Raw genomic sequence first — 25,637 nt, 5'->3', positions numbered from 1 at the left:
TTATTTTTTTACGGCAGAACATCCAGCCATTGTTGTAATTTTAATTGCTTCTGTAGGCGGTAAATCGTCATTTCTTCTAACAACCTCCTGCACTACATTTTGCGTTATTTTTTCAAAAGCTTGCTCTAAAGGTGTTCCTTTTTGCATAGCTGCTGGACGACCAACATCACCGGCTTCACGAATACTTTGTACTAAAGGAATTTCTCCTAAAAATGGCACTTTTAAATCTTCTGCCAAGTTTTTAGCTCCTTCTTTTCCGAAGATAAAATATTTATGATCTGGTAATTCTGCTGGAGTAAAGTACGCCATATTTTCAATAATACCTAAAACAGGCACATTAATGCTTTCTTGTTGAAACATAGCCACACCCTTTTTAGCATCGGCCAAAGCCACGTTTTGCGGTGTACTAACAACAACAGCTCCTGTAATAGGTAGCGATTGCATTAAACTTAAATGAATATCTCCAGTTCCTGGAGGTAAATCTAATAGTAGGAAGTCTAACTCACCCCAATGTGCATCAAAAATCATTTGATTCAGTGCTTTTGCAGCCATAGGTCCACGCCAAACAACAGCTTGGTCTGGTTGTGTGAAAAAGCCAATAGATAATACTTTAACTCCGTAGTTTTCAACAGGCTTCATTTTCGATTTCCCTTCGACATTTACAGCTAAAGGTTTTGCATCAGCCACATCGAACATAATTGGAATAGATGGCCCGTAAATATCAGCATCTAAAATACCAACGTTAAATCCCATTTTTGCTAAAGTCACGGCTAAGTTAGCCGTTACTGTAGATTTCCCTACACCACCTTTACCAGATGCAATTGCAACTATATTTTGAATTCCTGCAACAGGTTTCCCTTTAATTACATTAGCCTTTGGCTTAGCAGGCGCGTCTACTTTTACATTAACTGTAATTTTTGCTTTTTCGTAAACTTGTTCATGTATTGTTTTTAACACATCAACTTCCGTACGTTTTTTTGCTTGTAAACTTGGGTTGTTAATTGTGATATCTACAATAACTTCGTCTCCAAAAGTCATTACATTTTTTACAGCACCACTTTCAACCATATTTTGTCCTTCGCCAGGAACAGTAATAGTTTCAAGCGCTTTTAATATATCTTGTTTATTTAATTTCATTGCTTGTGTAATAATATTGGCAGTCAGCATATTTGACTACCGCTTAATTGAGAATAATTATAATTTACAAAGATAAATAATATCGACGGAAGTCTTAATACCTAAATTAGAAGTTTTACTTATGTTAGGATTGAAAATAGCTATTTATACTAAAACGCCTTGTAATCACCATTTTTTATTTTAAAATCTACCAAAGTCTGATAAAAAAACATCCAACGCTGATTACTCCTCTTTGTAAGCTCTCATAATATCTTCAACAGATTTATGTGGTCGACCTACAGCCAATTCAAAATCTGAAAGCACATTATTAGAACCGTTTTTTATCCCTTCGTATATTCCAGCGATTACAGTACCAAGAAAATCACCCAATGCCATTTTTCTTTCATATAAGTAGGCAGCTACCGATACTTGATTAAACTTAAGTTTAGTATTAAAAACTAGATTTATATAATCTGCTAATTCACTCTGAGAAATAGCATGACCAACAAGGTTATAGGTTTTTCCGTTATGTTTATCTTCTACCAACATTTTAGCATAAGCAAACCCCAACTCCGCTCTACTTGTATAAGCACACTTACCCGTGCCTGCGCAATTTCTAATTTCACCTTCTTTAATGTAAGTATCTAAATATTCTAAATCGGGTTCAATATATATGCCATTTCTACCAATAACATAATCAAGACCTGAGTTCTGAACATCCTTTTCTGTTTGCCTATTACTCTGCACCACGGGACTAAACGCCGTGTTTTTTTCATCGCCAACAATACTGGTGTACACTATTTTCTTAACGCCATTACTCACCGCTGCATCAATAACATTGCGATGTTGCTGAATTCTTTTATCAGGCTCATCCATTCCTGAAAGCAACATAACAACATCTATACTGTGCAATGCCGTATCGAATTCCGCACGACTATTATAATCGCCTTTTCGTATTTCAATACCAAGGTGTTTTGCTTTTTCTGGTGAACGGGCAATTCCAACAACATGCTCTTTACCCACCTGTTCTATTAGATTTTCTACAATAGTAGAACCTAATTTTCCGTTTGCCGAAGTGACTGCTATTTTCATAGTAATATTCTATTTTAAAATTTCATAAGATATTAATCGCTTCTCTAATTTGAATTTCCACCATATCTAAAAGACGTGAGTTATTATTAGGTTTAAAAATAGACAATTCCGTACATGCCAACAAAACGGTATTTTTAATTGTATATTTTTCGATGATATTCTGAAAACCGACTATGCCTGCTTGGCTTTCTTGTTTAACATAAACTTGTTTTCGAAATGTATCAATTTGAACTCGATCTTCTTCCGAAGGAATCTCTATTTCTATTCCATTTGCGGTAAACACGGAACGAATATATGCTGAATTCATGGTGTATTCCGAAGCCATTAAAACAATTTTTGAAAGCTTTAGCGATTTAATTTTTGCAACCGTTAAATAAACCGGATGCAAAATATTTTTATCAACCTCTATTTCATCTATACTTTCGTGCAAGGTGATATTAGGAACCAAAATATGTGATATATCTAATTTTTCGATTTCGTTAATACAATCTTGAGTTAACGCATTCAACCTCTCAGAACTGTTTGGTAAAAGTGAATTTATAGCATCGAAATTCGCATTCCACATAATAAATGGACATGTACTATAACCACCATATTTTTCATTATATAGCCTATTCAACTCACTAATATAAAAGGTGGTCGTTTGGCTTCCAAGACCTAAAACAGCAAGTTTCACACTATTCATATCAAGTTTATTTAAAAGGAATTAAAATTAGTTTTCTCCTGAAAAACAATAGATTTAACCAACTAGTTTTTAACGGTATTCAGGATTATCAAAATTCCATCTTGTTCCATCGTCCCAGTCTTCTCTCGAATTTCCATAACTAGGGTATCCACCTTGTTTTTTTAACATGGACGCTAAATGCAATAAATTATAGGTCATAAATGTAGTATTTCGATTAGTAAAATCTGAATCGAAACCTAATGGCTTTTCCAACTTTTTACCCTGCCATTCCGTATCGCCATAGCTAGGACCAGGCCCAACTTCTCCAATCCAGCCACAGTCCGCTTGTGGCGGTATAGAATATCCAACATGCTGAAGCGAGTACAATATACCCATAGCGCAATGTTTTACGCCATCTTCATTACCTGTTACCATGCATCCGCCAACTTTCCCATAAAAGCTGTATTGCCCTTTATCGTTTGTTTGTCCGCTCATTCCATACAGTCTTTCAATTAATTTTTGAGCAATAGACGATTTTTCTCCTAACCAAATAGGTGTACCAACTATAAGAATGTCAGCCTCAAATATTTTTTTAAATAGCTCAGGCCATTCATCTTTTTCCCAACCATGCTCCATCATATCTGGATAAACGCCGGTTGCGACATCATGATCAATAAATCTAATATCTTCTACAGAAACACCTTCGCTCTTCATAATAGATTTTGAAACCTCTATGAGTTTAGATGTATGACTCTCCATTGGAGATTTCTTCAGTGTACAATTTACATAAATTGCTTTCAGGTCTTTAAATCTTTTCTCGCTCATAGTTATCGGTTTAGTTGTTAAATTCTATTATTCAAAACATAGTATTTTAATCTCTTCTAAGTATATAATCTGCAAAATAGGCTTTACTATCTAGTATTTTAGTTTCAAGATTAAAATCGGTTTTCTCGATTATTTTCTCAATTAACGCATCGTTATATTTTCTAGATATTTCTGTATGAATTTTTTCTCCTTCTGTAAAATTATAGGTTTTTCCGGTGGCATTAATCTCAACAGCCTGATTCGCCGTACTTACTATATAGCTTTTAGCGACGCCTTCATGCTCATCATATTCTGGCTGATGTTTAAACTGTTTAAGGTTGAAATTCCCGCCTAACTCATTATTAATTCTATCCAATAAATTAAGATTGAACTTTTCTGTGACACCCTGGCTATCATTATACGCTGGAAGCACAACATGGCTCGCCTTTATTAAATCTACACCTAACAAGAGTTTATCTCCAGCTTGTAAGTTAGACCCCAAACTATATATAAATTCGGCAGCCATATCATCAGACATATTACCAATATTAGACCCTAAAAACAATACTATTTTAGGTTTCTTACTCTCCTTTAAGGACGCTAAAACTTTAAAATAATCGCCTTCTTGAATTTGCACAGACAAATTTGGAAGCTCATTTTTTAAATCTTTTTCCAATAAATTCAATGCATTGGAAGAAATATCGATAGGAAAATAATCAAAATTATAACTTTGAGCATCTAACGATCTCAACAACTCTTTTGTTTTTGTACCATCTCCGGCACCCAACTCTATCAACTCAAAATAAGAATCTGGAGAAACTCCAAAAGCCTCAATAAGTTCTTGGGTTTTATTCTGAAAAATATCCAACTCGCAACGGGTTAAATAGTATTCAGGCAAATTCATGATTTCTACAAAAAGGGCATCGCCTATTTTATCATAAAAATACTTTGATGGTAATGTTTTGCTATCTGCTTGTAACCCTTTATCAACTTCATTCTTAAAAACTTCTATCATATTACTTTACTAATCTTATTCCGGTAAACTGCCAGCGTTCCGAAGGATGAAAAAAATTGCGATACGTCTTTCGACTATGGTTTTGAGATGTCGCTACCGAAGCACCTCTTAACACCATTTTATTACTCATAAACTTGCCATTATACTCACCAACCGCTCCATTTTCCTTTATAAAATTAGGATATGGTAAATAAGCACTGTTGGTCCACTCCCAACGTTTGCCCCAATCTAACTTTTGGGCAGCAACTTCCCACTCAAACTCGGTTGGTAATCGCATATCTTTCCACTCAGCATAAGCATTAGCTTCGTAAAAGTTAATGTGGCTTAAAATAGCATTTTTATCTACTTTTTGTAATCCGGCAAGGGTATAAACATGCCATTCTCCATCTATTTTATGCCAATACAGGGGTGCTTTAATTTGCTCTGCATTTACCCAAGCCCAACCTTCATCTAACCAAAGATTAAAATCGGAATAACCACCAGCTTCCATAAAAGCCATGTAATCTCCATTGGTTACTAAAAAGTTATTTATTTCAAAATCGGGTACATACACCTTATGCACACCTAATTCATTATCATAACAAAACTCGGAATCTTGATGCCCTATTTCATAAACACCTGCTGATATTTTCATACTATCGGTAGCGGTATTTTCATCTTTTATTAAATTGAAATCAGCATTAAAAACAGGAAACAATGCATTATGCCCCAGCATATACTTTACATCGGTTATTAATAATTCTTGATGTTGCTGTTCGTGATTTAAACCTAAAATCACTAAATTTAATAGTTTCTGTTCTGGATTGGTTTCAAAAAAATCCAACATATGCTTATCTACATAATCTCTGTAGGCAAAAATAGCATCGGTACTTGGGCGAGACATATTTCCTCGGTTAGATTGCAATACTCGACTACCAACATTATTATAATAACTATTGAATAAAAAATTGAAGTTTGAATCGTATTCCACATAGCCATCAAGTTCTGCTTTTAATATAAAAGTTTCAAAAAACCAAGTGGTATGGGCCAAGTGCCATTTTGCAGGACTCGCAAATTTAACGACCTGAATAGCATAATCTTCCGGTTGCAAATAACTGCAAAAACCTATAGTTTGCCGTCTAATACTTTGATACCTTTCGTTTATAGTCATAAATTTTATTAACGTGAAATTTGTCTGGTTTTACGGAGTTTAAATAAAATAACTTGTACTATAACTAGTCTCAACAAAACCTAACTACTTACATAAACAGCATAACTATGCCAAGTTTTTCTATAAAAACACAATATGTAACAGATTAAAAAAAATATTGGAGTAAGTTGAGTTTTGACGTTTTTCAATTGATTTTAAAGCACTTCAACAATTTAACATTTGAAGACACTAAAATTGAAACCACTACAAATTTAATAGCATAATTTACTTATGGAAACGTATCCATAAAACCCTCTGCCTATAAAAATAGAATAAAATGAAGCCAATTCCAAATCCTTAAAAGTTGATTTGCTTGGTTCACTCTTATTAATGGAATGATTTTTTTTGAATAATTGAACTTAAATAATAAGAAGTAATATTTACAGATGTTCGGAAGGATCCCAATAAACCGTATCTAAATCTTGAATTTGATTCTCGATAACCTTTATGCCTTCACTTTCTAAAAGTTGTTGCATCAGGTTGGTTCCATCAAAATGATGCTTACCGGTTAGTAAACCTTTTCTATTTACCACGCGGTGGGCAGCAACATCTTTTCCGTGAGAGCCATTCATGGCATAACCAACCATTCTAGCACTTCTTGCAGCTCCCAAATATTTGGCAATAGCTCCATAACTAGTAACACGACCAAATGGAATTTGCTTAGCCACTTGGTAAACTTTATCGAAAAAATTTAATGTTTCCGGTTTCATGGTTATATTTCTCTAATAATATTTATTAAAGTTACTATTGCAATAATACCGGTAATACTACCGATAATGCGGTTCATGTTTTTTTGAGATGTTAATGTTTTACTCTTTATTTTATCAAAAAAGAAAATGTACATGTAAAGAGTAACAAAAGTACCCATAGCTGCACCAGCAACATAAGAGATAATACTTGTTTGACTAAAATCTAACCATCCAAAAGAAGCTAAAGTAATAGTCATGTAAGCTTGGTAAGGTATCGGGAATACATTTATACCAGATAGAAACAAACCTTGAAAAAAACGACTTCCTTTACTTCTAATTTTTGGTTCTACTTGTTCTTTAGGTTCAGACTTAGCTATAAACAAGAAATAGATAGTAATTAAAACAAAAATAACGAATGCTACACGCTGCAATACATCTATTACATCGTGATTTTTACTTAAATAGCGCGCAAAAATAGCTGCTATAGAAGTTTGAATAATTACAACAACACAGGCACCAATAGAAAACATGATGCCGCGCACATGACCTTCTTTTAGACTTATTTTTGCGGCCGTCATGTTTAGTAATCCTGGCGGAATAACACCCACAAGCGCAAAAACCAACCCTAAAAAGAAGATAAATGTAATATTCAAAACTATTTGATTTTAAATTTAATATAGGTAATAGGCTTATTTTTCTCTAAGTATTGCGACTCATAAAAGGTTTGAATACTTGTTACTTCTTCTGGGCTACCTTCTTGCTTGTAAACATTATGGTTAGCATACAATACTTCGTGACCTGCACCATGTAATAAACCAAGTGTGTAACCATGCATAAATTCGCTATCGGTTTTTAAATTCATAACACCATCTGGTTTTAGAATTTGCTTGTAACGCTCCAAGAAAACAGCATTAGTCATGCGGTGTTTGGTACGCTTGTATTTTATTTGTGGGTCTGGGAAAGTAATCCAAATTTCATCTACTTCATTATTAGCAAAAGCATGATCGATAAGTTCTATTTGCGTACGCAGAAAAGCCACGTTAGGTATATTTTCTTCTATAGCTGTTTTTGCGCCTCTCCAAAACCTAGCACCTTTAATATCGACACCAATAAAGTTTTTATTTGGATATTTTTGTGCTAATGCAACCGAATATTCTCCTTTTCCACAGCCTAATTCTAGAACTAACGGATTATCGTTTTTAAAAACCTTAGAACGCCATTCACCTTTTAGACTAAAAGTTGACTCTACCAATTCTTCTCTTGATGGTTGAAACACGTTGGAAAAAGTTTCGTTTTCTCTAAATCGTTTCAGTTTATTTTTACTACCCACAGTATATTAACTATTTGTTATTATTAGTTTTGAATTGGTAAAATTACGGAAATATACCCAAGTGTTTATATGCTTACCTTTGAATTTGCCGAAAAGTGCGTTAGGGATTGATGCGGCATCCTTTTTTTTGCTAGATTAAACTTAAAAAACCGACAATAACCACTTGGTTTGTCTATAATTTAATAAAACCAACTTTATAAACTTGCAAAAAAAAGATATAGCGGAAAGCCCGACCCTTGTGGTAACGCCATAATAAAAGCTTTTATTTAGAATTTTAATTGATGAAAAAACGAATTTTAGTTGCGCCGTTAAATTGGGGTTTAGGGCACGCTACGCGATGTATACCTATTATTAATGCATTAATTTTAAACAACTTCGAACCTATAATTGCTAGTGATGGCGTAGCTTTGGCTTTGTTAAAAAAGGAATTCCCTAATTTAAAATGCATTGAATTACCTGCATACAACGTAACGTATGCTAAAAACGGAAAGCATTTTAAGCTAAAACTTATTAAAGATTCGCCTAAATTGATGCAAGCTATTAAGGCTGAAAAAAAGGCAATTAAAGACATTGTAGACTCTGAAGAAATTTCTGGCATTATATCGGACAACCGATTAGGTGTTAGAAGTAAAAAAGTGCCATCTATTTTTATTACACATCAATTAAATGTCTTGAGTGGCAGCACGACTTGGCTAAGCACTAAAATGCATCAAAAGATTATTAATAAGTTTGATGCCTGTTGGGTTCCGGATACGCCAGGCGATATTAATTTAAGCGGAAAACTAGGCCATGTAAAACGTTTTGAACTGCCTACAACTTACATTGGGCCATTAAGTCGTTTTACTAAAAAGGAGACCGAAATAAAAAATGATGTTATGGTGCTAATCTCTGGTCCAGAGCCGCAACGCACCATGCTAGAAGAACGTCTTTTAAATGAATTGGAAGTTTTTAATGGTCGAGTAGTTTTTGTAAAAGGTGTTATGGAAGATGAGCAAACCAAGGAGGTAAAGGGCAACATAACCATTTATAATTTTATGACATCCGCGTTACTAGAAAAAACAATAAATGAAAGCGAATTGATTGTGTCGCGATCGGGTTACACCACCGTAATGGATTTAGCTAAACTGAATAAAAAAGCTCTTTTTATACCTACACCTGGCCAGTTTGAACAAGAATATTTAGCAGAACGCCTTAGCGATATGCGCTTGGTACCAACTTGTAGTCAGGACGATTTTACCATAAAAATGTTAGAAAACATTACCGGTTATGCTGGATTAAAAGCTTTTGATTTTGAAATCGACTTTAAAAAATTATTCAGCTTTTTCGAGGGTGAATGAGAATTCGCTACCCACACTGTATTCACTTTCAACATATATTTTTTCTTGGTGTGCCTCAATAATATGTTTTACTATAGAAAGTCCAAGTCCAGAACCACCTTCTTTTCTAGACCCTGTTTTATCAACTCTATAAAAACGCTCAAACAATCGCGGTAAATGTGCAGATGCAATACCCTCTCCATTATCGGTTACCCGAACAATAACTTTGTTTTTTATTAAATTTTCGATGCTAATTTCAGTGGTACCTTTTTCACTTCCGTATTTAATAGAATTAACGATAAGATTTATTAAAACCTGCTGGATGCGTTCTTTATCCGCCTTTACAAAAATCGGTTTTTTATAATTCATATCGAAGGTTAGTGTAATTTTCTTCTTTGCCGCTTTCATTTCTAGCATATCGAAAATTGTTTCTACTAACTCTACAATATTAAAAGTTTCTATTTTAAGTCTTAAATCACCAACTTCCAGTTTAGTAATCATATCCAAATCTTCAACGATATAACTTAATCGCTCAATACCTTTACTGGCACGTTCTAAGTATTTTTCACGAATTTCTTTGTTGTCCATTGCACCATCGAGTAAGGTTAAAATGTAACCTTGCACAGTAAATAATGGCGTTTTCAACTCGTGAGAGACATTACCTAAAAATTCTTTTCGGTACTGCTCTCTAACTTTAAGAGTTTCTATTTCTAACTTTTTATCGCGGGCAAACTTATCTATTTCTTGAGTAAGCGTGTGCATATCGGTGGTAATAGCTCCTTTTGGAAGCTTAGCCGATTCTAATAAAGTCAAATCATCATATATTTTTTTAACACGACGATAAATAAATCGTTCCACTCTATATTGAATTACTATAAAACAAAAAACATAGGTACTAATAGCAAGCACAGGGATTTTCCACAACTCGATATTAGAGGAGTAAAATAAAAAAACGCTCAATAAGAGCGTTATATATAAGGTAATATAAAACGAAGTAACTCTCGCGAATCGATACGATTTTTTAAATTTAGTCTGTTTCATTACAAATTAATCTACAAACTTATAACCTACACCCTTTACGGTTTTAAAACTTTTATCTCCTAATTTTTCACGTAATTTTCTAATGTGCACATCAATAGTACGCCCACCAACAACCACTTCGTTACCCCAAACGGTATCTAAAATTTCGTCGCGTTTAAAAACTTTTCCAGGTTTAGAGGCTAATAAAGAAAGTAATTCAAACTCCTTTCTTGGTAAAATAATTTCTTTCCCTTTAGAAGTGATTTTATACTCGTCTCTATTAATAACCAATGATCCTATTTTCAAGGTATCAGCAACATCTTCTTCCTTAAAACGACGAAGAAGCGCCTTTACTTTACTCACTAAAACTTTTGGTTTTATAGGCTTTGTAATATAATCGTCTGCACCAGCATCAAATCCTGCTACTTGAGAATAGTCTTCACCACGAGCTGTTAAAAAAGTCACGATAGTATTAGCCAAATCGGGATGTTTTCTAATTAATTCACAAGCTTCAATACCATCCATTTCTGGCATCATAACATCTAGAATAATTAACTGAGGTAATTCTTTCTTTGCGATCTTAACCCCTTCGGCTCCATTCTCAGCCTTAAGTACCTGATAACCTTCACTTGATAAATTATAACCTACAATTTCTAAAATGTCCGGTTCATCATCAACCAACAATATTTTAATGTCTTTTTTTTTCATTTGTAAAGAAAATCTGTTTCTTGAAGTAAAGATAAAGCTAATAACATAATTTTATTAAAATTAAAAAATTAATAACACTAAGGTAACAATCGCGAAACAAATTGATAAACTTTATAACAAATTATAATAAAGTTAACTATTTTTTGGCATTAAAATTGTAGTATTCATCTAACTTTGAAATAACAAACGAGTAAATATGAAGAAACAATACTTTTTAATCTTTTTTACCATTATTTCTTTTTTTGCCGTCCAGACTATGGATGCGCAAACCTCTAGCAATACAACACCTAAAATCGAAGGTTTAACCATTTACCCAAACCCGGTAAGTGCATACGATAATGAAGTTTCTATAGCATCAAAAAGCAACTTAACAAAAACGGTTAAGGTTTTTAATGTGCTGGGAAAACAAGTACTTTCTGCTAGACTTATTGGTAAAACACTTAATATTTCAAAACTAAGTAAAGGGGTTTATATTTTACATATTACCGAAAACCAAGTAAGTGAAACCAGAAAACTCATTGTAAAATGATTTTTTTGAACATATAAATATAATAGCGCTACCAATTGGTGGTGCTTTTTTATTTTATCTACTTTTGTACTATAATATAAAGGTCACTAAAAACCACCAAAACGTTTTTAAGCCTTTAATGACTATTGAAATCTATTTATGATCGATAAAAACGCCATTTTCAAAATAAAAACACCCGCGGAATTTGAAAGCTTAGCATTAAAAGTTTTTAAATTTCAGTTTGAAAACAATAGGGTGTATCGTTCATTTTGCGACCTATTATACATCCATCCAACAGATGTAAAAACAAGTAGCGATATTCCTTTTTTACCCATTCAGTTTTTTAAAACTCGAGATATTTTAAGTACTAAAGATGCCGTTGAAACAACCTTTACCAGTTCTGGAACTACCGGAAGTGCGACGAGCAAACACCATGTTACCGATTTAAAGATCTACGAACAAAGTTTTAATAAAGGTTTTGAACACTTTTATGGCAAGATTGAAGATTATGTTATTCTTGGATTACTGCCATCTTACTTAGAACGTGAAGGCTCATCATTAATATATATGGTCGATGCTATGATTTCGAAATCGAAACATGCTGAAAGTGGTTTTTATCTCGATAACATCTCCGAATTAAAAGACACCTTAATAAAGCTAGATGCTAAAGGCAAAAAAATATTACTTATTGGTGTTTCTTTTGCGTTGTTAGATTTAGTTGAAATGCATCAGTTCAACCTAAAAAATACCGTAATCATGGAAACTGGAGGCATGAAAGGCCGCCGAAAAGAATTGATTCGCGAAGAACTGCACAAACAGTTAAAAGCTGGTTTTGGCACAAAAGAAATCCATAGTGAATATGGTATGACGGAATTATTAAGCCAAGCATACTCACAAGGTCATGGTGTATTTAAATGCCCAAGTTGGATGAAAGTCTTAACTCGAGACACCGAAGATGCTTTAACTATAAACACCAGCGAAAAAGCGGGCGGAATTAACGTTATAGATTTAGCAAACATCAACTCTTGCTCCTTTATTGCAACCCAAGATTTAGGTCGTGTAAACCAAGATGGGGCTTTTGAAGTTATTGGTCGTTTTGACAACTCTGATATTCGAGGTTGCAACTTAATGGTGTTATGATTGCAAAAAATACTTTGTAAGTAATTGAAACTATATACGACCAAACCATTGCTAAGAAAAAGAATGATTAGTAATAAATTTTGGTTAATTTATTAGGCCCGATGTAAAAGTCGGGCTTTTTGTTTTTATTAATGAATTATAAAAGTGTCGCGATCGTTTAAAAACTTCAATTTATTTCTATAAGCTTCCACATGGCGCTTCTCTAAAATAATTACTTGAGTCCCTTCTTCATGCGGTTCGAAATTAGATAACTGATTTCCTAAAACATCATAAACAGCAGAGTGACCAGAATATTCACTATTCACACCATCTACACCTACTCTATTCACCCCAATACAATAACTCATATTCTCGATAGCTCGCGCTTTTAAAAGCGTATCCCAAGCCGTAACTCGTGGTTTTGGCCAATTGGCCACATAAATCAAGACTTCGTAATCTTCAATATTTCTTGCCCATACCGGGAAACGTAAATCGTAACAAATTAACGGACAGATTTTCCAACCTAGATAATCAATAATTATCTTTTCATTACCTGCCGTATATGTTTTCTCTTCACCAACTAAGGTAAAAGCATGACGTTTATTATAAGTAGTAATTTTACCCGAAGGCTCAACAAATACTAAACGATTGTAATACTTACCCGCTTCTGTTATCACCAAACTACCAACAATAGCCGCATCTTTTTTAGCGGCCATATCTTTTAGCCATGTAATAGTTTCCCCATTCATGGTTTCGGCTACCTTTTCAGCATTCATGGTAAAACCACTTGTAAACATTTCAGGCAGTATAATTAAATTTATACTGCCTGAAATTTGTTCTATTTTTTCTGTAAACTGTTCACGGTTTTTTTGAGGATTTTCCCAAACTAAATTCGCCTGAATTAATGCAACCTTAAGCTCTTTTTCCATACCGTGATTTTATTTTATAGTTTACTTTTTGCTTTGTCCAGCTTTTCTTTTAGCTTCTCAATATTCTCTAGCGACTTCTTTTCGTCTACTGGAGACAATTTACCTTTATTTTTTAACTTTTCGTATTTCGAAATAGCATCTTTATGTTTTTTTCCTGCTTTTTCAAAATTAGACTTTGCCTTCTCTTTAGCCTTCAATGCTTTTTCGGCCTTCTTTTGTTCTTTTTCAGCTTTTTTTAATGCTTTCTCCTGATCCTTTTTCGCTTTCTCTTCTTTCTTAACAGCCTTTTCTTTGGCTTTTACCTTTTCAAGCTCTGCCTTTTCAGCTGCTTTAGCTTTGTCTAATTCTGCTTTTTTAACACTAAAAGCATCCTTTATTTGTTGTTGATCTTCAATAGATAATGTTTTTGTAACATCGGCTCCATCTTTAAGAATTTTACTGCCTTTAACTTGGTATGTTGCTTCTTTAAATACCACCTCTTGTGCATTAACTGCAAAACAGAATACAAATAAGACTAGGGTTGCAAATATATTTTTCATAATTATTTTATTTTAAGTTTTTATAAATAGTGTTATAATCTTTTATTTTAGCTTCTAAATCTTCAAAACGGCCTTGCCACTTCTCTTCATCACTAGGCGATAGCTTACCTTTTTCTTTTAGTTTATTATACTTCTCTTTTTTACTCTCTAGTTTTTCTTTAGCCTTTAAAAAATCGTGTCGAGCATCTTCTATTGCTTCTTGTTTCTCTTCTAATTGTTTTTGACTTTCCTCTAAGGCTTCTTGTTTTTCCTTAGCTTTCTCTATGGTTTTCTCAACTTTTTCCTGCTCCTTTTCTAGCTTTTCTTTTTTATCTTCAGCAAGACGCTCAGCTTCCAGACGCTTATTTAAAACGGCCTTAATGTCTTTCTTCTCGTTTTCGGATAACAGCTCTGTAATATCTTTACCTTTACTATAAAAGTTATCGTTTTTCACTTTATACACAGCACCTTCTTCCATTATAACACGCTCTCCACTTCCGCAAGACATGAATAAACCAATTAATGCTATGGGTAATATTTTTATCATCTTCATATTCTTTATCTTTTTTTAAGATTCACTATTTATTTAGACACAAAATTAAGGGTTAGTCACTAGCTTAACACGCTTTTAACAAAGGCCTAAGTTCGCAACCTCTTCAAATTAACGTAAAACTAAGTTAAACAACGTATTAGCCATTTAATTGAAAAACGCGTATGTTAAAATTAGAGCTGAAAAATGACACAATAATCAAAGAGTGGCGATTATTTTTTCTTCGGAACACCTTAAAAGAAACTCTTAATTATAGATTATATTATACAATTTCCATTTTCTTCAATAGAAAAGATGCATTCATATTTTTACAAACTCCGGTTTTAAGAGTGTAATCAAAATGAAGTTCATCATTAATAATTTCGGCATCGAAGTAATAGTTTTTTACTTGCGGTAGTTCTTTTTCAATTTCGCACAAACTTAAATCGTGCGTTGCAATAATTCCTGTAGCCTTAGAAGCCACTAATTTTTCAACAAACTTACGAGAACCAATAGCCTTATCGGTACTATTTGTCCCTTTTAAAATTTCATCTAGAATAATAAAATAAGGTTCTTTTTGAATAGCATCTACAATGTATTTTAATCGCGTTAACTCAGAAAAGAAGTACGAGCTATCATCGGTTAACGAATCTGTGGTGCGCATACTTGTAATCAATTTTACAGGCGAATATTCACTCGTTTCAGCACAAATAGGCAAACCAACATTGGCCATAACAATATGCAGAGACATAGTACGTAAAAAGGTGCTTTTTCCTGCCATATTTGCCCCAGTAACAATAAAGAACTCCTCGTTACCCATAGAGACATTACTATCTACACGCTTAGACTCGTTTAACAAAGGATGCCCTAAATTTGTAGCTTTTATAACCGAACCGTTGTTTACTATTTTAGGAAACACAAAATCAGGATGATTAAAATTAAAACCACCTAAGGAGTTATACGCATCGAAAAAAGAAACCACCTCAAACCAATCTTCAACTTTATCAGCATATTGATTAATCCATTTTTCAATACGGTAGCTATTTTTAATATCCGACAAGAACAAGCCGTTACCAAATATAGCCGAGATAATATTATTGCGATTATCTAATGCATCCAAACCTTTGGATAACTCTTTAAAAATAAGTGACGCCTTTTTATGTTCCGATTGAATTTTTTCTTGTTTCTTCTGAAGCAATTCCGAAGTAAAATTTTCATTTTCAATTAAATTTAACAATAAAGCATACTGACGAAATGTATCTTTAACCTGATCGGCTCCAGTTGATAGTTGATTGATACGTTTTACATAAACACCAGAAAAACCTAAACCAATAAGCAACCAATAGCCAACAATTTCAGAGTTAATTAAATTCAAAATAGTTAATCCAAATAATGCTACCGAAATAACAGTAAACCCTATTGGTAACCATTGCATCATTTTTGGCAAAAAGGTTTTATAATTTTTTAACCATGTTACAATTTGATTTGCAGACGTTTCTGTTTCAATTAAACTCGAATTAGCATCGTAATGCTGCCTCCATTCGGGCTTACTACTTAATTCTTCAATGGCTTTTTGTCGTGAAACAATGTTTTCAGTATTGTTCGCTTTTAGTAAATCTGCCAATCGTTCTTGTCCTTCGGTAATCGTTGTTCTATTTATAAATTGAAAAAATGAACCTCGACCAAATAAATCGATATCTAAACTATAAAAATGATTTGGGTCTTGAAATTTAAGGCCTTGATCGCGATCATGAAAATTACCCGAAGCAATTTTAATCTCTTCTTCATTTATAAAAACAAGAGCCTTTTTAAACTGACGTTCGCGTTTAATATCGTTATATTTTGATAATAAAAACAGAAAACCTGCAATACCCAAAACACCAATACCTAAAGCAATTTGCCAGTTTTGAAAAGTGAAGTATATACCAAAGCCTGTAGCAACAAAAACCAACAACCTTAGCATGCTTAAGGTTATCATTTGCTTATGCAACTTTTGTGCTTCTGCAGTGTATGTTGCTTGATGTTCTTGGTAATAATCTATAGGTGCACTCATTTTGTTTATTTGAAATGGTAAAGAAACGAAAAAGCTCTGAAATCTGTTTTTCAGAGCTTTGTTTTTAACTAAGTTTTACATTGAATTTAACATGGCTTAGAATGTTAAACTTCAAAAGGTATTTATTTATAATGCTTAATCTCTAGACATAAAAATACGTAACACATACCAAAACAGCAGCATTAGCGAAGCAAACAAGCCTAAAGCAGCAGGAATATAATCTTCAACGCCATATTTATTTACCAAATTTGATGTTTGATATAAAATTGAACCAGCAGCTAAAAGACACATACCAACCGAGAACCAAAGCCCTAAATTGAAACCAAAAATACTACCAGCGATAATTAACCCAATAGCAATAAAAAAGCCAACGGTTAATCCTGCTTTTAAGAATGAAAAATCTTTTTTAGTGACAAACACAATAGCCGATAATCCGCTAAACAAAGCCAAGGTAACAATACCGGCTTGTTTTAAAATATCTGGCCCGGTTTCCATGGCATAAGCTGCAATGTATATAAGTGGTACAAAAATAAAAGCTTCGGCTAAAATGTAAAGTCCATAAGCTAAATATTGTTTGTTTTTGTCTGGCGTTTTAAGCGCCATACCTTCGGCATAGTTTGTAATAAACATAAAACCACCAAGCATAATAAGCCAACGCCAACCTTGCGTCATGGATAAAGCGAACTCTACAACTGTATCACTTTGTAATAATAAGTATTCAAAAAGAATAAATGCCAAAACACCACCCGCAACATGCGAATACGTTTTTTTATAAAAAGCCACTCTATCTATTTCAGATAGTTGACTTACCATAAGCTTACCATTAAATGTTTGATTCATAATTTGGGATTTAATTGATTTTTAAATTATTAATAGGTATTAATTTCTAGAGCCACCAAATACTTGAAAAGCCCAATATACTAAAGACGCTAAAGAACCAATTGCTGCAACTAAATATGTTCTAGCAGCCCATTTTAAGGCATCTTCCGATCCTGCATATTCTTCTTGAGACAACATGTTTTTATTTTTCAACCATGCCAAAGCACGGTTACTAGCATCGTATTCTACCGGTAAAGTTACAAAACTGAATAGAGTTGCAAAACCCATCATCACTAATCCCGCAACAGCTACCCAGTATCCAAAACCTAAACCTGCAGCGGCACCTAACATTAAACCACCAATAACAACCCATTGCGACATATTTGACGTTACACTAACAACAGGCACTAATTTAGATCGCAACCCTAACCATTGATACGCTTGCGCATGTTGCACTGCATGACCGCACTCGTGTGCTGCCACAGCCGCAGCTGCTGCGTTTCTTTGATTATAAACAGACTCACTTAAGTTTACTGTTTTATTTGTTGGATTATAGTGATCTGTTAATTGTCCAGGTGTAGAAATAACCTCAACATCGGTAATACCGTTATCTGCTAACATTTTTGTAGCAATTTCGGCGCCACTCATGCCATTTCTCAGTTGTATTTTAGAGTATTTGGCAAACTTTTTCTTTAAGGTACTACTCGCTATCCAACTTAAAAGCGCTATGGCACCTAATAATATATAATATCCAATCATTTTGTTTCGTTTTTAATTTCTAATGTAAATATATCAAAAATAAAGCCAATTGCATATTGTGCTAGTTTGTCAGTTAATTTTTAGATGCATAGCGCTTTATAAAAAAATGGTTAACTTCGTTTAACCCCACATATTAATTAATGAAACGATTTAATATCGCTACATTCTGATTCTAAATAATGAAAATACTACTAACAGGTTCCACAGGTTATATTGGCAAACGTTTAATTCCGGTTTTAGTTGAAGCCGGACACGAAGTGATTTGCTGCGTGCGAGACCCCAAACGGTTTAATCCGCCAGAATCTCTTGCAAAAAGCATTACGGTGCTTCAATTAGACCTTTTAGATCAGGCTTCTTTAGAACATATTCCAAAAGATATCGATGGTGCTTATTATTTGGTACACTCCATGTCTTCGGATGGTGATTATAAATCTTTAGAAGAAACATCTGCCAAAAACTTTAGGAATGCTTTAAAAAACACCAACGTAAATCATGTGGTTTACTTAAGTGGTATTGTTAACGAGACCGAACTCTCTAAACATTTAAGCTCAAGAAAAAATGTAGAAATAGAACTAGCGAAAGGCGATTACAACTTTACAGCTTTACGCGCCGGAATTATTATTGGCTCCGGAAGTGCTTCTTTTGAAATTATTAGGGATTTAGTAGAAAAACTCCCGATTATGATTACACCAAGATGGTTAAACACCAAATGCCAACCCATCGGCATTTCCGATGTTATGGCTTTTCTTTCTAAATCGATGTTTAACCCCGAAACTTATAATGAGAATTTTGATATTGGAGGTCCTGATGTTTTAACCTATAAAGAGATGCTTTTAAATTTTGGTAAAGCCAGAAACTTAAAACGTAGAATTTATACGGTTCCGGTAATGACACCCAAACTATCATCGTACTGGCTTTATTTTGTAACCTCAACATCGTACAAATTAGCATCGTCTCTAGTACATAGCATGAAAGTTGAAGTAGTTTGCCGTGATAACAGAATAAATACCATTTTAGGCATTACACCTTTAAGTTATGAAGAAGCTTTAAAACGCGCTTTTAGTAAAATTGAAAATAATGAAATTCTGTCGAGTTGGAAAGATGCTTATTCCAGTAGCGGATTAAACTTTAATATATCGGAATTTATACAAGTACCCTCTTTTGGTTGTTTTAAAGATAGTAGAACGAAAGCTATTGAAAACCGCGAAGCTTCTATAAAGAAAATTTGGGCTATTGGCGGGAACACCGGTTGGTATTACGGTACATGGCTTTGGAAAATTAGAGGCTACATGGACAAGCTTTTTGGCGGTGTTGGCTTGAGACGCGGACGCACCAATCCGGCAACCATTAATGTTGGAGATTCTATTGATTTTTGGCGTGTTTTATATGCTGATAAAGAAGAAGGTCGTTTACTTTTATTTGCTGAAATGAAACTTCCGGGTGAAGCTTGGTTGGAGTTTAAAGTGGTTGACGGTAAACTTACCCAAACAGCAACTTTTAGACCGCTTGGTTTAGCCGGTAGATTGTATTGGTATTCGGTATTGCCTTTCCATGGTTTTATTTTTAAAGGTATGCTGAAGGCTTTAGCAGAATGACACATACCCAAAACCCTACTTAATAAAAGAAATTGTTTTTATTTATTTTATAACATGAACTTAGAAGATATAAAAAGAAATTACGAAAATTTTGATGATGAAAAGTTAATTGAAATAGCGACAAAAGACATTCAATCTTTAAGAAAAGAAGTAATACCAATATTAGAGGCTGAATTACTTAAAAGAAACCTTTCGTTAGCAGATACACAAGAAAAAACAAATGTAAAATCTAATACTGAAACCAACACCAAAAAGAAAAAGGAAGACAAAATTTTTACAAAGGAGAATATTGCATTCATGAATTCTTTTGAAATACCTCATATTTTAAAAAACGGAAAAGCATATTACGTTAAAGGAGATATTACTACAATTTTTTCGATTTTACTGGCAGTACTTCTTGTTCTGTTTTTATTTAAATCGCAATTTGGTGGTGGTGTTAAATTAATATTATGGACAATAATTGCATCTATTCTAATTAAGCTCGCCCTTAAGAAAATGAACTTTGGAAAAATAGCCGAAGTGCAACCAACCAAAATTATTTTACCTAAATATCCTACCGTTAATTTTGGAATGTTTAGAATAATGATCTTGATTAGAATAGCTTCGAACCAGTTAGGAATGTTGGAGTTTAATTATAGAGATATTTCTAGAGTGTACCAGAAAGACACATTTACTAACAAAGGGTATTATTTGGATATCGTTAATAGTACATCTAGAGAAACTGAAAGTCACAGAGTTTTTCTTGAGGTCCTTTCTGAAAATGATAGAAACCAAATACTAGAAATTATAAAACAGAAGTCTGATAACGTAGCCTAAACCACTTGTATCCTACTAAAAAAACAACCTTAACCGAAAGCTCGCGTTAGGGATAGAACGGCCTGTTTGAGCTCCCCGACCTTTTGGGAGGGAGCGAGTAGTGATAGCCCGCCCCTTTTCGGGTAACGCCCAAATGATTATTTAAAACAAAAAAAAATCTGGTTTTAGACATAATGCCTAAAACCAGATTTAATATATAGTTTGTGTGTTTTGAGAAACTATGCAGTTTCTAAAGACATATCGAAAGCTTCGGCTATTTCTTTGTACACAATTTTTCCTTTTATAATATTTAAACCTCTTGCTAGTGGCGCGCTGTTTTGACAAGCTTGCTCCCAACCTTCGTTTGCTAATTTAATAACGTATGGTAAGGTTACGTTGGTTAAACCCATTGTAGATGTATATGGTACAGCACCTGGCATATTGGCTACGGTGTAATGTACAACCTCGTCTATAATATATGTTGGATCTTGGTGTGTTGTTGGGTGTGTAGTTTCAAAACATCCGCCTTGATCTACAGCAACATCTACCATTACAGTACCTGGGCGCATTTCTTTTAACATATCGCGTGTTATTAATTTTGGCGCTTTTGCTCCTTTTAATAATACACCACCAATAATTAAATCGGCATCTACAATATGCTTACGTATGTTATATTCACTAGAAAACTCACTAATTACGTTGTTTGGCATAGAATCACTTACATAACGTAAAGCCTTCATGTTAATATCCATAATAGTAACTTGTGCACCTAAACCTGATGCCATTTTTGCAGCTTGGTAGCCTACAATACCAGCACCTAGAATAAGTACTTTTGCTGGAGGAACTCCTGGAATACCACCTAATAAAATACCACGACCTTTAATTGGTTTCTCTAAGAATTTTGCACCTTGTTGTACAGACATACGACCTGCAACCTCAGACATTGGAATTAAAAGTGGTAAAGAGCCGTCGTTATCTTCTACGGTTTCGTACGCAATACAGATAGATTTACTTTTAATCATAGCCATAGTTAATGGCTCGCTAGATGCAAAGTGGAAATAGGTAAATACCACTTGGTCTTCCCTAATTAATTCGTACTCTGCCTCGATAGGTTCTTTTACCTTCACTATCATGTCTGCAATTTCGTAAACAGCTTCTATGCTGTCTAAAATAGTTGCACCTGCCTCTATATATTCTTCATCAAGAAAACCACTATTAAAACCTGCGTTTGTTTGTACGTAAACCTCATGGTTTCTTTTAGTTAATTCGAAAACTCCAGAAGGTATCATACCTACTCTATTTTCGCTATTTTTTATCTCAATAGGAACTCCAATTTTCATGTATTAAGCTTTTTTATAGATTTAAATCGAAACAAAATTAATACAAAATTTTTAACATTATAACCAATATTGCAATTTTGTTAATTTATTTTCAGCTAAAACCCAATATCACCAAACAATCTATAATTCACATCAATTTAATGGGAAAACGCTTTTTTGGTTAAAACAGCTCGAAAAACACGGGGTTTTAATTGGTATTGATAAAAAACCACTTGTTTTTATGAAAATATAGGAATTTTTCAAGCTTTTAAAAAGTGCAATTTACAGCTCTTTTTGACTCGTTTTTTTTATGATTTTTTTCTATGTTTAATTTTAAGAACTAAAATCATTAAGCAAAGTACCGAGGTAATAATATTAGCGATAACCATCGACAAGCTTTTTAAGTAAAACCCATAAACCAACCAAAGCAACACACCAACAAACATGGCTAAAAACATGGTTAATGACACTCCTTCTACATCTTTAGTTTTATAGGCTTTATAGACCTGCGGAACAAATGATGCAGTAGTTAAAGTGGCTGCAACCAAACCTACTATTTCCATGGGTTGAATTTCGAACATAATTTTATTTGATAATATAAATTGAGGTTAAACTAAAAAAGCCACCTTATAAAATAAGATGGCTTATTTCTATATGTTATTTGGCCTTAGCCAACAATATTTACAATTTTACCTGGCACAACAATAACCTTTTTAGGGGTACGGCCTGCAAGTTGCTCTTGTGTTTTTTCGTGAGCTAAAACAGTTTTTTCTATCTCGTCTTTACTCATATCCATTGGAAACTCCAAAGTAAAACGCATTTTTCCGTTAAAAGAAATTGGATAGTTTTTACTGCTTTCTACCAAGTGGCTCGCATCGAACTCTGGGAAAGCCGCAGTAGAAATAGATTCGCTATTCCCTAGTTGATTCCATAATTCTTCTGCAATATGTGGCGCGTAAGGCGACAACAACACTAAAAGTGGTTCTAAAACAGCTTTAGACGTACACTTTTGAGTTGTTAACTCGTTTACAGCAATCATGAACGTTGAAACCGATGTATTGAACGAGAAATTCTCGATATCTTCTTGAACCTTTTTAATAGTTTTATGAAGTGTTTTTAAAGCATCTTTTGTTGCTGCTTGGTCTGAAACTTTCAATCCGTTATCATCGACATACAATTTCCATAGTTTTTTAAGGAAGTTGTGCACGCCTGTAATTCCGGCTGTATTCCATGGCTTGTATTGCTCTAATGGCCCAAGGAACATTTCGTATAAACGAAGGCTGTCTGCGCCGTAATCTGAAACAATATCGTCTGGATTGACAACGTTGTATTTAGATTTTGACATTTTTTCGACTTCGCGACCTACTTTATAAACGTCATTACCTACTTCAATTATCTCACCTTTTTCACCTATGAAAATAGCATCCTTGTAATCCTCTCCAAATTCATTATCCGATTTCAGCCCCTCAATATCTAATTCATCTGAAGCATTTACATACTCTACTTTAACGTGAATTTTATTAAATACAATTCCAATTAATTTTTGATAACTATCTTCATCTAAAGATTTTTTCAACTCCTTTTTAGCTAAATCAAAAACAAAATTATCTTCTTGTTTCTTTTCTGAAATAATCTCTTCTCTTAAAGACTTAGAAACATATATATTGGTTGTTTTTTGAAAATCATTTGCGTCTGAAGTAAGCGCAACTACTCTATACACAAAAGCACTAGTCCCCAAAATCATCCCTTGATTAATCAGTTTTTTAGCAAACTCATCAACAGGCACAACCCCTTTATCGAACAAGAATTTTTGCCAAAAACGAGAATACAATAAATGTCCTGTAGCATGCTCGCTTCCGCCAATGTATAAATCCACATCTTTCCAGTAGTCCATCGCTTCTTTACTCGCGAATTCATCGGTGTTTGTAGAATCCATGTAGCGGTTAAAATACCAAGAACTACCTGCCCAACCTGGCATGGTGTTTAGTTCTAACGAATGGATGGTTTCATTATCGATTAAATGGTTAGAAACCACTTCATTTTTATTAGTATCCCAAGCCCAAACTGTAGCATTACCTAATGGTGGCTCGCCGGTTTCAGTTGGTAAATATTTTTCTACTTCGGGTAACTTAATAGGTAAATGCGCAGCATCAATCATTTGAGGCATACCTTTTACGTAATATACCGGAAATGGCTCGCCCCAATACCTTTGGCGACTAAATACAGCATCGCGCAAACGGTAATTGGTTTTACCTTCACCTTGTCCTATTTTTTCTAATTCGAAAATAGCACGTTTGGTCGCTTTTTTATAGTTCATGCCGTTAAGGAAATCACTGTTCCCGATAACGGTTTTTTCTTTATCTGTAAACGCTGCTTCCGAAATATCGGCACCATCAAAAATATTAATAATTGGAATATTGAAATGATTCGCGAAAGCGTAATCTCTTTCATCTCCGCAAGGTACAGACATTACGGCTCCTGTACCGTAACCCGCTAAAACGTAATCGCCAATCCAAACCGGAATTGGCTCTTTAGTAAACGGATGCTCGGCATAAGCCCCAGTAAATGCACCAGAAATGGTTTTTACATCGGCCATTCTATCGCGTTCGCTACGTTTAGCAGTTGCTAAAAATATAAGCCTCTACCTCAGCTTTTTGCTGGTGTTGTTAATTGTGCTACTAGTTCGTGTTCTGGAGCTAGCGTCATGAAGCTTACACCAAAAATAGTATCTGGTCTTGTTGTAAACACATCGATAACAGCATCGCTATCCTTCACATTAAAGGTAACAGAAGCTCCAACCGATTTCCCAATCCAGTTACGCTGACTTTCCTTTAAAGAATCTGTCCAATCAATAGTATTTAAACCTTGAAGTAAACGCTCTGCATAAGCAGAAATCCGCATACTCCATTGGGTCATTTTTTTACGCAAAACCGGGTGACCACCACGTTCGGACACTCCGTTTACTATTTCATCGTTTGCTAAAACGGTTCCTAATGCTGGGCACCAGTTTACTTCCGTTTCGGCTAAATATGTTAATCTATATTGAAGTAATACTTTTTGCTTATCTTCCGAAGAAAATCCTTGCCAAGCTTCTGCTGTAAAAGGCGCAATGTTATCATCGCAAACAGCATTTACATTCGCATTACCTTCTGAGGCAAAAATATTTTCTAAAGTAGAAATATCTTCAGCTTTATTAGTATCGTTATTGTACCAAGAGTTGAATAATTGAATAAAAATCCATTGGGTCCACTTGTAATATTGCGGATCTGAAGTACGTACCTCACGAGACCAATCGAAAGAAAATCCAATTTGATCCAATTGGCGACGGTATGTTTTAATATTATCAGCCGTAGTAACTGCAGGATGTTGCCCCGTTTGGATCGCGTATTGCTCGGCAGGTAAACCAAAACTATCGTACCCTTGCGGATGCAATACATTAAAACCTTGGTGACGTTTGTAACGCGCATAAATATCGGATGCGATATAACCTAACGGATGCCCAACGTGTAAGCCTGCTCCACTTGGGTAAGGAAACATATCTAACACATAATATTTTGGTTTTTCGCTTTGGTTTTCGGCTTTAAAAGTTTGGTTTGTTGCCCAATATTTCTGCCACTTTTCTTCGATTTTATTGAAATCGTATATCATCCTATATCTTGTTTTCGTATTACTATAAGGTCGTTTTTAAAACGGCCATATTCGGCGCAAATTTACGTTTTATAAATCAACTTAAAAATCTTTTATTTTCATA

At 34.1% G+C, this 25,637-nt stretch carries 26 protein-coding genes; 5 read left to right on the top strand and 21 right to left on the bottom strand.

The genetic code is table 11. The features are described 5' to 3' along the window. The 9 genes from GQR98_RS07955 to trmB all read right to left on the bottom strand — a co-directional run bounded on the left by GQR98_RS07955 (position 1) and on the right by trmB (position 7,899). The gene (locus GQR98_RS07955; protein WP_159019054.1) at positions 1-1,137 is read right to left on the bottom strand and encodes an Mrp/NBP35 family ATP-binding protein; all 1,137 of its coding nucleotides are present in this window, start codon (positions 1,135-1,137) and stop codon (positions 1-3) included. A gap of 222 nt (positions 1,138-1,359) precedes the next feature. Then, positions 1,360-2,208 carry an SDR family oxidoreductase gene (locus GQR98_RS07950; protein ID WP_159019053.1) on the bottom strand — a complete coding sequence of 283 codons (849 nt, stop codon included), beginning with the start codon at positions 2,206-2,208 and terminating at the stop codon, positions 1,360-1,362. Positions 2,209-2,230: 22 nt separating this feature from the next. Beyond that, a complete protein-coding gene (locus GQR98_RS07945) occupies positions 2,231-2,893 on the bottom strand; it encodes an aspartate/glutamate racemase family protein (RefSeq protein ID WP_159019052.1) in 663 nt (220 codons plus the stop codon). Between the two features lie 69 nt (positions 2,894-2,962). After that, a complete protein-coding gene (locus tag GQR98_RS07940; protein WP_159019051.1) occupies positions 2,963-3,697 on the bottom strand; it encodes a flavodoxin family protein in 735 nt (244 codons plus the stop codon). 46 nt (positions 3,698-3,743) lie between these two features. Continuing rightward, positions 3,744-4,691 carry an L-histidine N(alpha)-methyltransferase gene (locus GQR98_RS07935; RefSeq protein ID WP_159019050.1) on the bottom strand — a complete coding sequence of 316 codons (948 nt, stop codon included), beginning with the start codon at positions 4,689-4,691 and terminating at the stop codon, positions 3,744-3,746. 1 nt (position 4,692) lies between these two features. Beyond that, positions 4,693-5,841 carry an ergothioneine biosynthesis protein EgtB gene (gene egtB / locus GQR98_RS07930; RefSeq protein WP_159019049.1) on the bottom strand — a complete coding sequence of 383 codons (1,149 nt, stop codon included), beginning with the start codon at positions 5,839-5,841 and terminating at the stop codon, positions 4,693-4,695. A 419-nt stretch (positions 5,842-6,260) separates the two neighbouring features. Then, positions 6,261-6,590 carry an MGMT family protein gene (locus GQR98_RS07925; protein WP_159019048.1) on the bottom strand — a complete coding sequence of 110 codons (330 nt, stop codon included), beginning with the start codon at positions 6,588-6,590 and terminating at the stop codon, positions 6,261-6,263. A gap of 2 nt (positions 6,591-6,592) precedes the next feature. Then, positions 6,593-7,222 carry a LysE family translocator gene (locus tag GQR98_RS07920; protein WP_042504702.1) on the bottom strand — a complete coding sequence of 210 codons (630 nt, stop codon included), beginning with the start codon at positions 7,220-7,222 and terminating at the stop codon, positions 6,593-6,595. 2 nt (positions 7,223-7,224) lie between these two features. After that, positions 7,225-7,899, bottom strand: a complete 675-nt coding sequence (trmB, locus tag GQR98_RS07915) for a tRNA (guanosine(46)-N7)-methyltransferase TrmB (RefSeq protein ID WP_159019047.1) — start codon at positions 7,897-7,899, stop codon at positions 7,225-7,227. Positions 7,900-8,180: 281 nt separating this feature from the next. Here trmB and GQR98_RS07910 point away from each other — a divergent pair, with 281 nt between their 5' ends. Further along, the gene (locus tag GQR98_RS07910; RefSeq protein ID WP_159019046.1) at positions 8,181-9,236 is read left to right on the top strand and encodes a glycosyltransferase; all 1,056 of its coding nucleotides are present in this window, start codon (positions 8,181-8,183) and stop codon (positions 9,234-9,236) included. Here GQR98_RS07910 and GQR98_RS07905 read toward each other — a convergent pair. Together GQR98_RS07905 and GQR98_RS07900 are read right to left on the bottom strand one after the other, a co-directional pair. Beyond that, entirely contained in the window at positions 9,210-10,256 is a 1,047-nt protein-coding gene (locus GQR98_RS07905; protein WP_159019045.1) for a sensor histidine kinase, read from the bottom strand. The genes GQR98_RS07910 and GQR98_RS07905 overlap by 27 nt on opposite strands. A gap of 6 nt (positions 10,257-10,262) precedes the next feature. Continuing rightward, complete coding sequence (locus tag GQR98_RS07900) at positions 10,263-10,943, bottom strand: response regulator transcription factor (RefSeq protein WP_159019044.1); 681 nt, start codon at positions 10,941-10,943, stop codon at positions 10,263-10,265. Between the two features lie 196 nt (positions 10,944-11,139). On the opposite strand from GQR98_RS07900, the gene GQR98_RS07895 reads away from it, so the two are divergent. Both GQR98_RS07895 and GQR98_RS07890 read left to right on the top strand, forming a co-directional pair. Next, positions 11,140-11,472 carry a T9SS type A sorting domain-containing protein gene (locus GQR98_RS07895; RefSeq protein WP_233268098.1) on the top strand — a complete coding sequence of 111 codons (333 nt, stop codon included), beginning with the start codon at positions 11,140-11,142 and terminating at the stop codon, positions 11,470-11,472. Positions 11,473-11,610: 138 nt separating this feature from the next. Further along, a complete protein-coding gene (locus GQR98_RS07890; RefSeq protein WP_159019043.1) occupies positions 11,611-12,591 on the top strand; it encodes an acyl transferase in 981 nt (326 codons plus the stop codon). Between the two features lie 128 nt (positions 12,592-12,719). On the opposite strand, the gene GQR98_RS07885 is transcribed toward GQR98_RS07890, so the two are convergent. The 6 genes from GQR98_RS07885 to GQR98_RS07860 form a co-directional block, all read right to left on the bottom strand. Further along, positions 12,720-13,499, bottom strand: coding sequence for an amidohydrolase (locus GQR98_RS07885; RefSeq protein ID WP_159019042.1), 780 nt, complete (start codon positions 13,497-13,499; stop codon positions 12,720-12,722). 14 nt (positions 13,500-13,513) lie between these two features. Then, positions 13,514-14,038, bottom strand: coding sequence for a hypothetical protein (locus GQR98_RS07880; RefSeq protein ID WP_159019041.1), 525 nt, complete (start codon positions 14,036-14,038; stop codon positions 13,514-13,516). Between the two features lie 7 nt (positions 14,039-14,045). Next, the gene (locus GQR98_RS07875; RefSeq protein ID WP_159019040.1) at positions 14,046-14,564 is read right to left on the bottom strand and encodes a hypothetical protein; all 519 of its coding nucleotides are present in this window, start codon (positions 14,562-14,564) and stop codon (positions 14,046-14,048) included. A gap of 265 nt (positions 14,565-14,829) precedes the next feature. Then, entirely contained in the window at positions 14,830-16,599 is a 1,770-nt protein-coding gene (locus tag GQR98_RS07870) for a MutS-related protein (RefSeq protein ID WP_159019039.1), read from the bottom strand. 135 nt (positions 16,600-16,734) lie between these two features. Further along, positions 16,735-17,439: a Bax inhibitor-1 family protein gene (locus GQR98_RS07865; protein ID WP_159019038.1), complete on the bottom strand. Its 705-nt coding sequence runs from the start codon at positions 17,437-17,439 to the stop codon at positions 16,735-16,737. A 39-nt stretch (positions 17,440-17,478) separates the two neighbouring features. Further along, on the bottom strand, positions 17,479-18,177 hold the full coding sequence (locus GQR98_RS07860; RefSeq protein ID WP_159019037.1) for a zinc metallopeptidase: 699 nt from the start codon (positions 18,175-18,177) through the stop codon (positions 17,479-17,481). A gap of 179 nt (positions 18,178-18,356) precedes the next feature. Between GQR98_RS07860 and GQR98_RS07855 the strand changes: the two genes are divergently transcribed. Then, positions 18,357-19,772 carry an SDR family oxidoreductase gene (locus GQR98_RS07855; RefSeq protein ID WP_159019036.1) on the top strand — a complete coding sequence of 472 codons (1,416 nt, stop codon included), beginning with the start codon at positions 18,357-18,359 and terminating at the stop codon, positions 19,770-19,772. A gap of 54 nt (positions 19,773-19,826) precedes the next feature. Continuing rightward, positions 19,827-20,588, top strand: a complete 762-nt coding sequence (locus GQR98_RS07850; RefSeq protein WP_159019035.1) for a hypothetical protein — start codon at positions 19,827-19,829, stop codon at positions 20,586-20,588. Positions 20,589-20,806: 218 nt separating this feature from the next. On the opposite strand, the gene ald is transcribed toward GQR98_RS07850, so the two are convergent. The 4 genes from ald to GQR98_RS19330 all read right to left on the bottom strand — a co-directional run bounded on the left by ald (position 20,807) and on the right by GQR98_RS19330 (position 25,534). Then, positions 20,807-21,907, bottom strand: a complete 1,101-nt coding sequence (gene ald, locus GQR98_RS07845; RefSeq protein ID WP_159019034.1) for an alanine dehydrogenase — start codon at positions 21,905-21,907, stop codon at positions 20,807-20,809. Between the two features lie 287 nt (positions 21,908-22,194). Continuing rightward, on the bottom strand, positions 22,195-22,467 hold the full coding sequence (locus GQR98_RS07840; protein ID WP_159019033.1) for a SemiSWEET family sugar transporter: 273 nt from the start codon (positions 22,465-22,467) through the stop codon (positions 22,195-22,197). A gap of 86 nt (positions 22,468-22,553) precedes the next feature. Then, positions 22,554-24,482, bottom strand: a complete 1,929-nt coding sequence (locus tag GQR98_RS19335) for a class I tRNA ligase family protein (protein ID WP_262885147.1) — start codon at positions 24,480-24,482, stop codon at positions 22,554-22,556. A 50-nt stretch (positions 24,483-24,532) separates the two neighbouring features. After that, the gene (locus GQR98_RS19330; RefSeq protein WP_262885145.1) at positions 24,533-25,534 is read right to left on the bottom strand and encodes a class I tRNA ligase family protein; all 1,002 of its coding nucleotides are present in this window, start codon (positions 25,532-25,534) and stop codon (positions 24,533-24,535) included. Positions 25,535-25,637: the final 103 nt, after the last annotated feature.

Source organism: Algibacter sp. L3A6 (genome assembly GCF_009796825.1).
Taxonomy (GTDB): domain Bacteria; phylum Bacteroidota; class Bacteroidia; order Flavobacteriales; family Flavobacteriaceae; genus Algibacter.
Note: the sequence above shows the minus strand (reverse complement) of the source record. Positions and strands in the feature narration are given on the sequence as shown.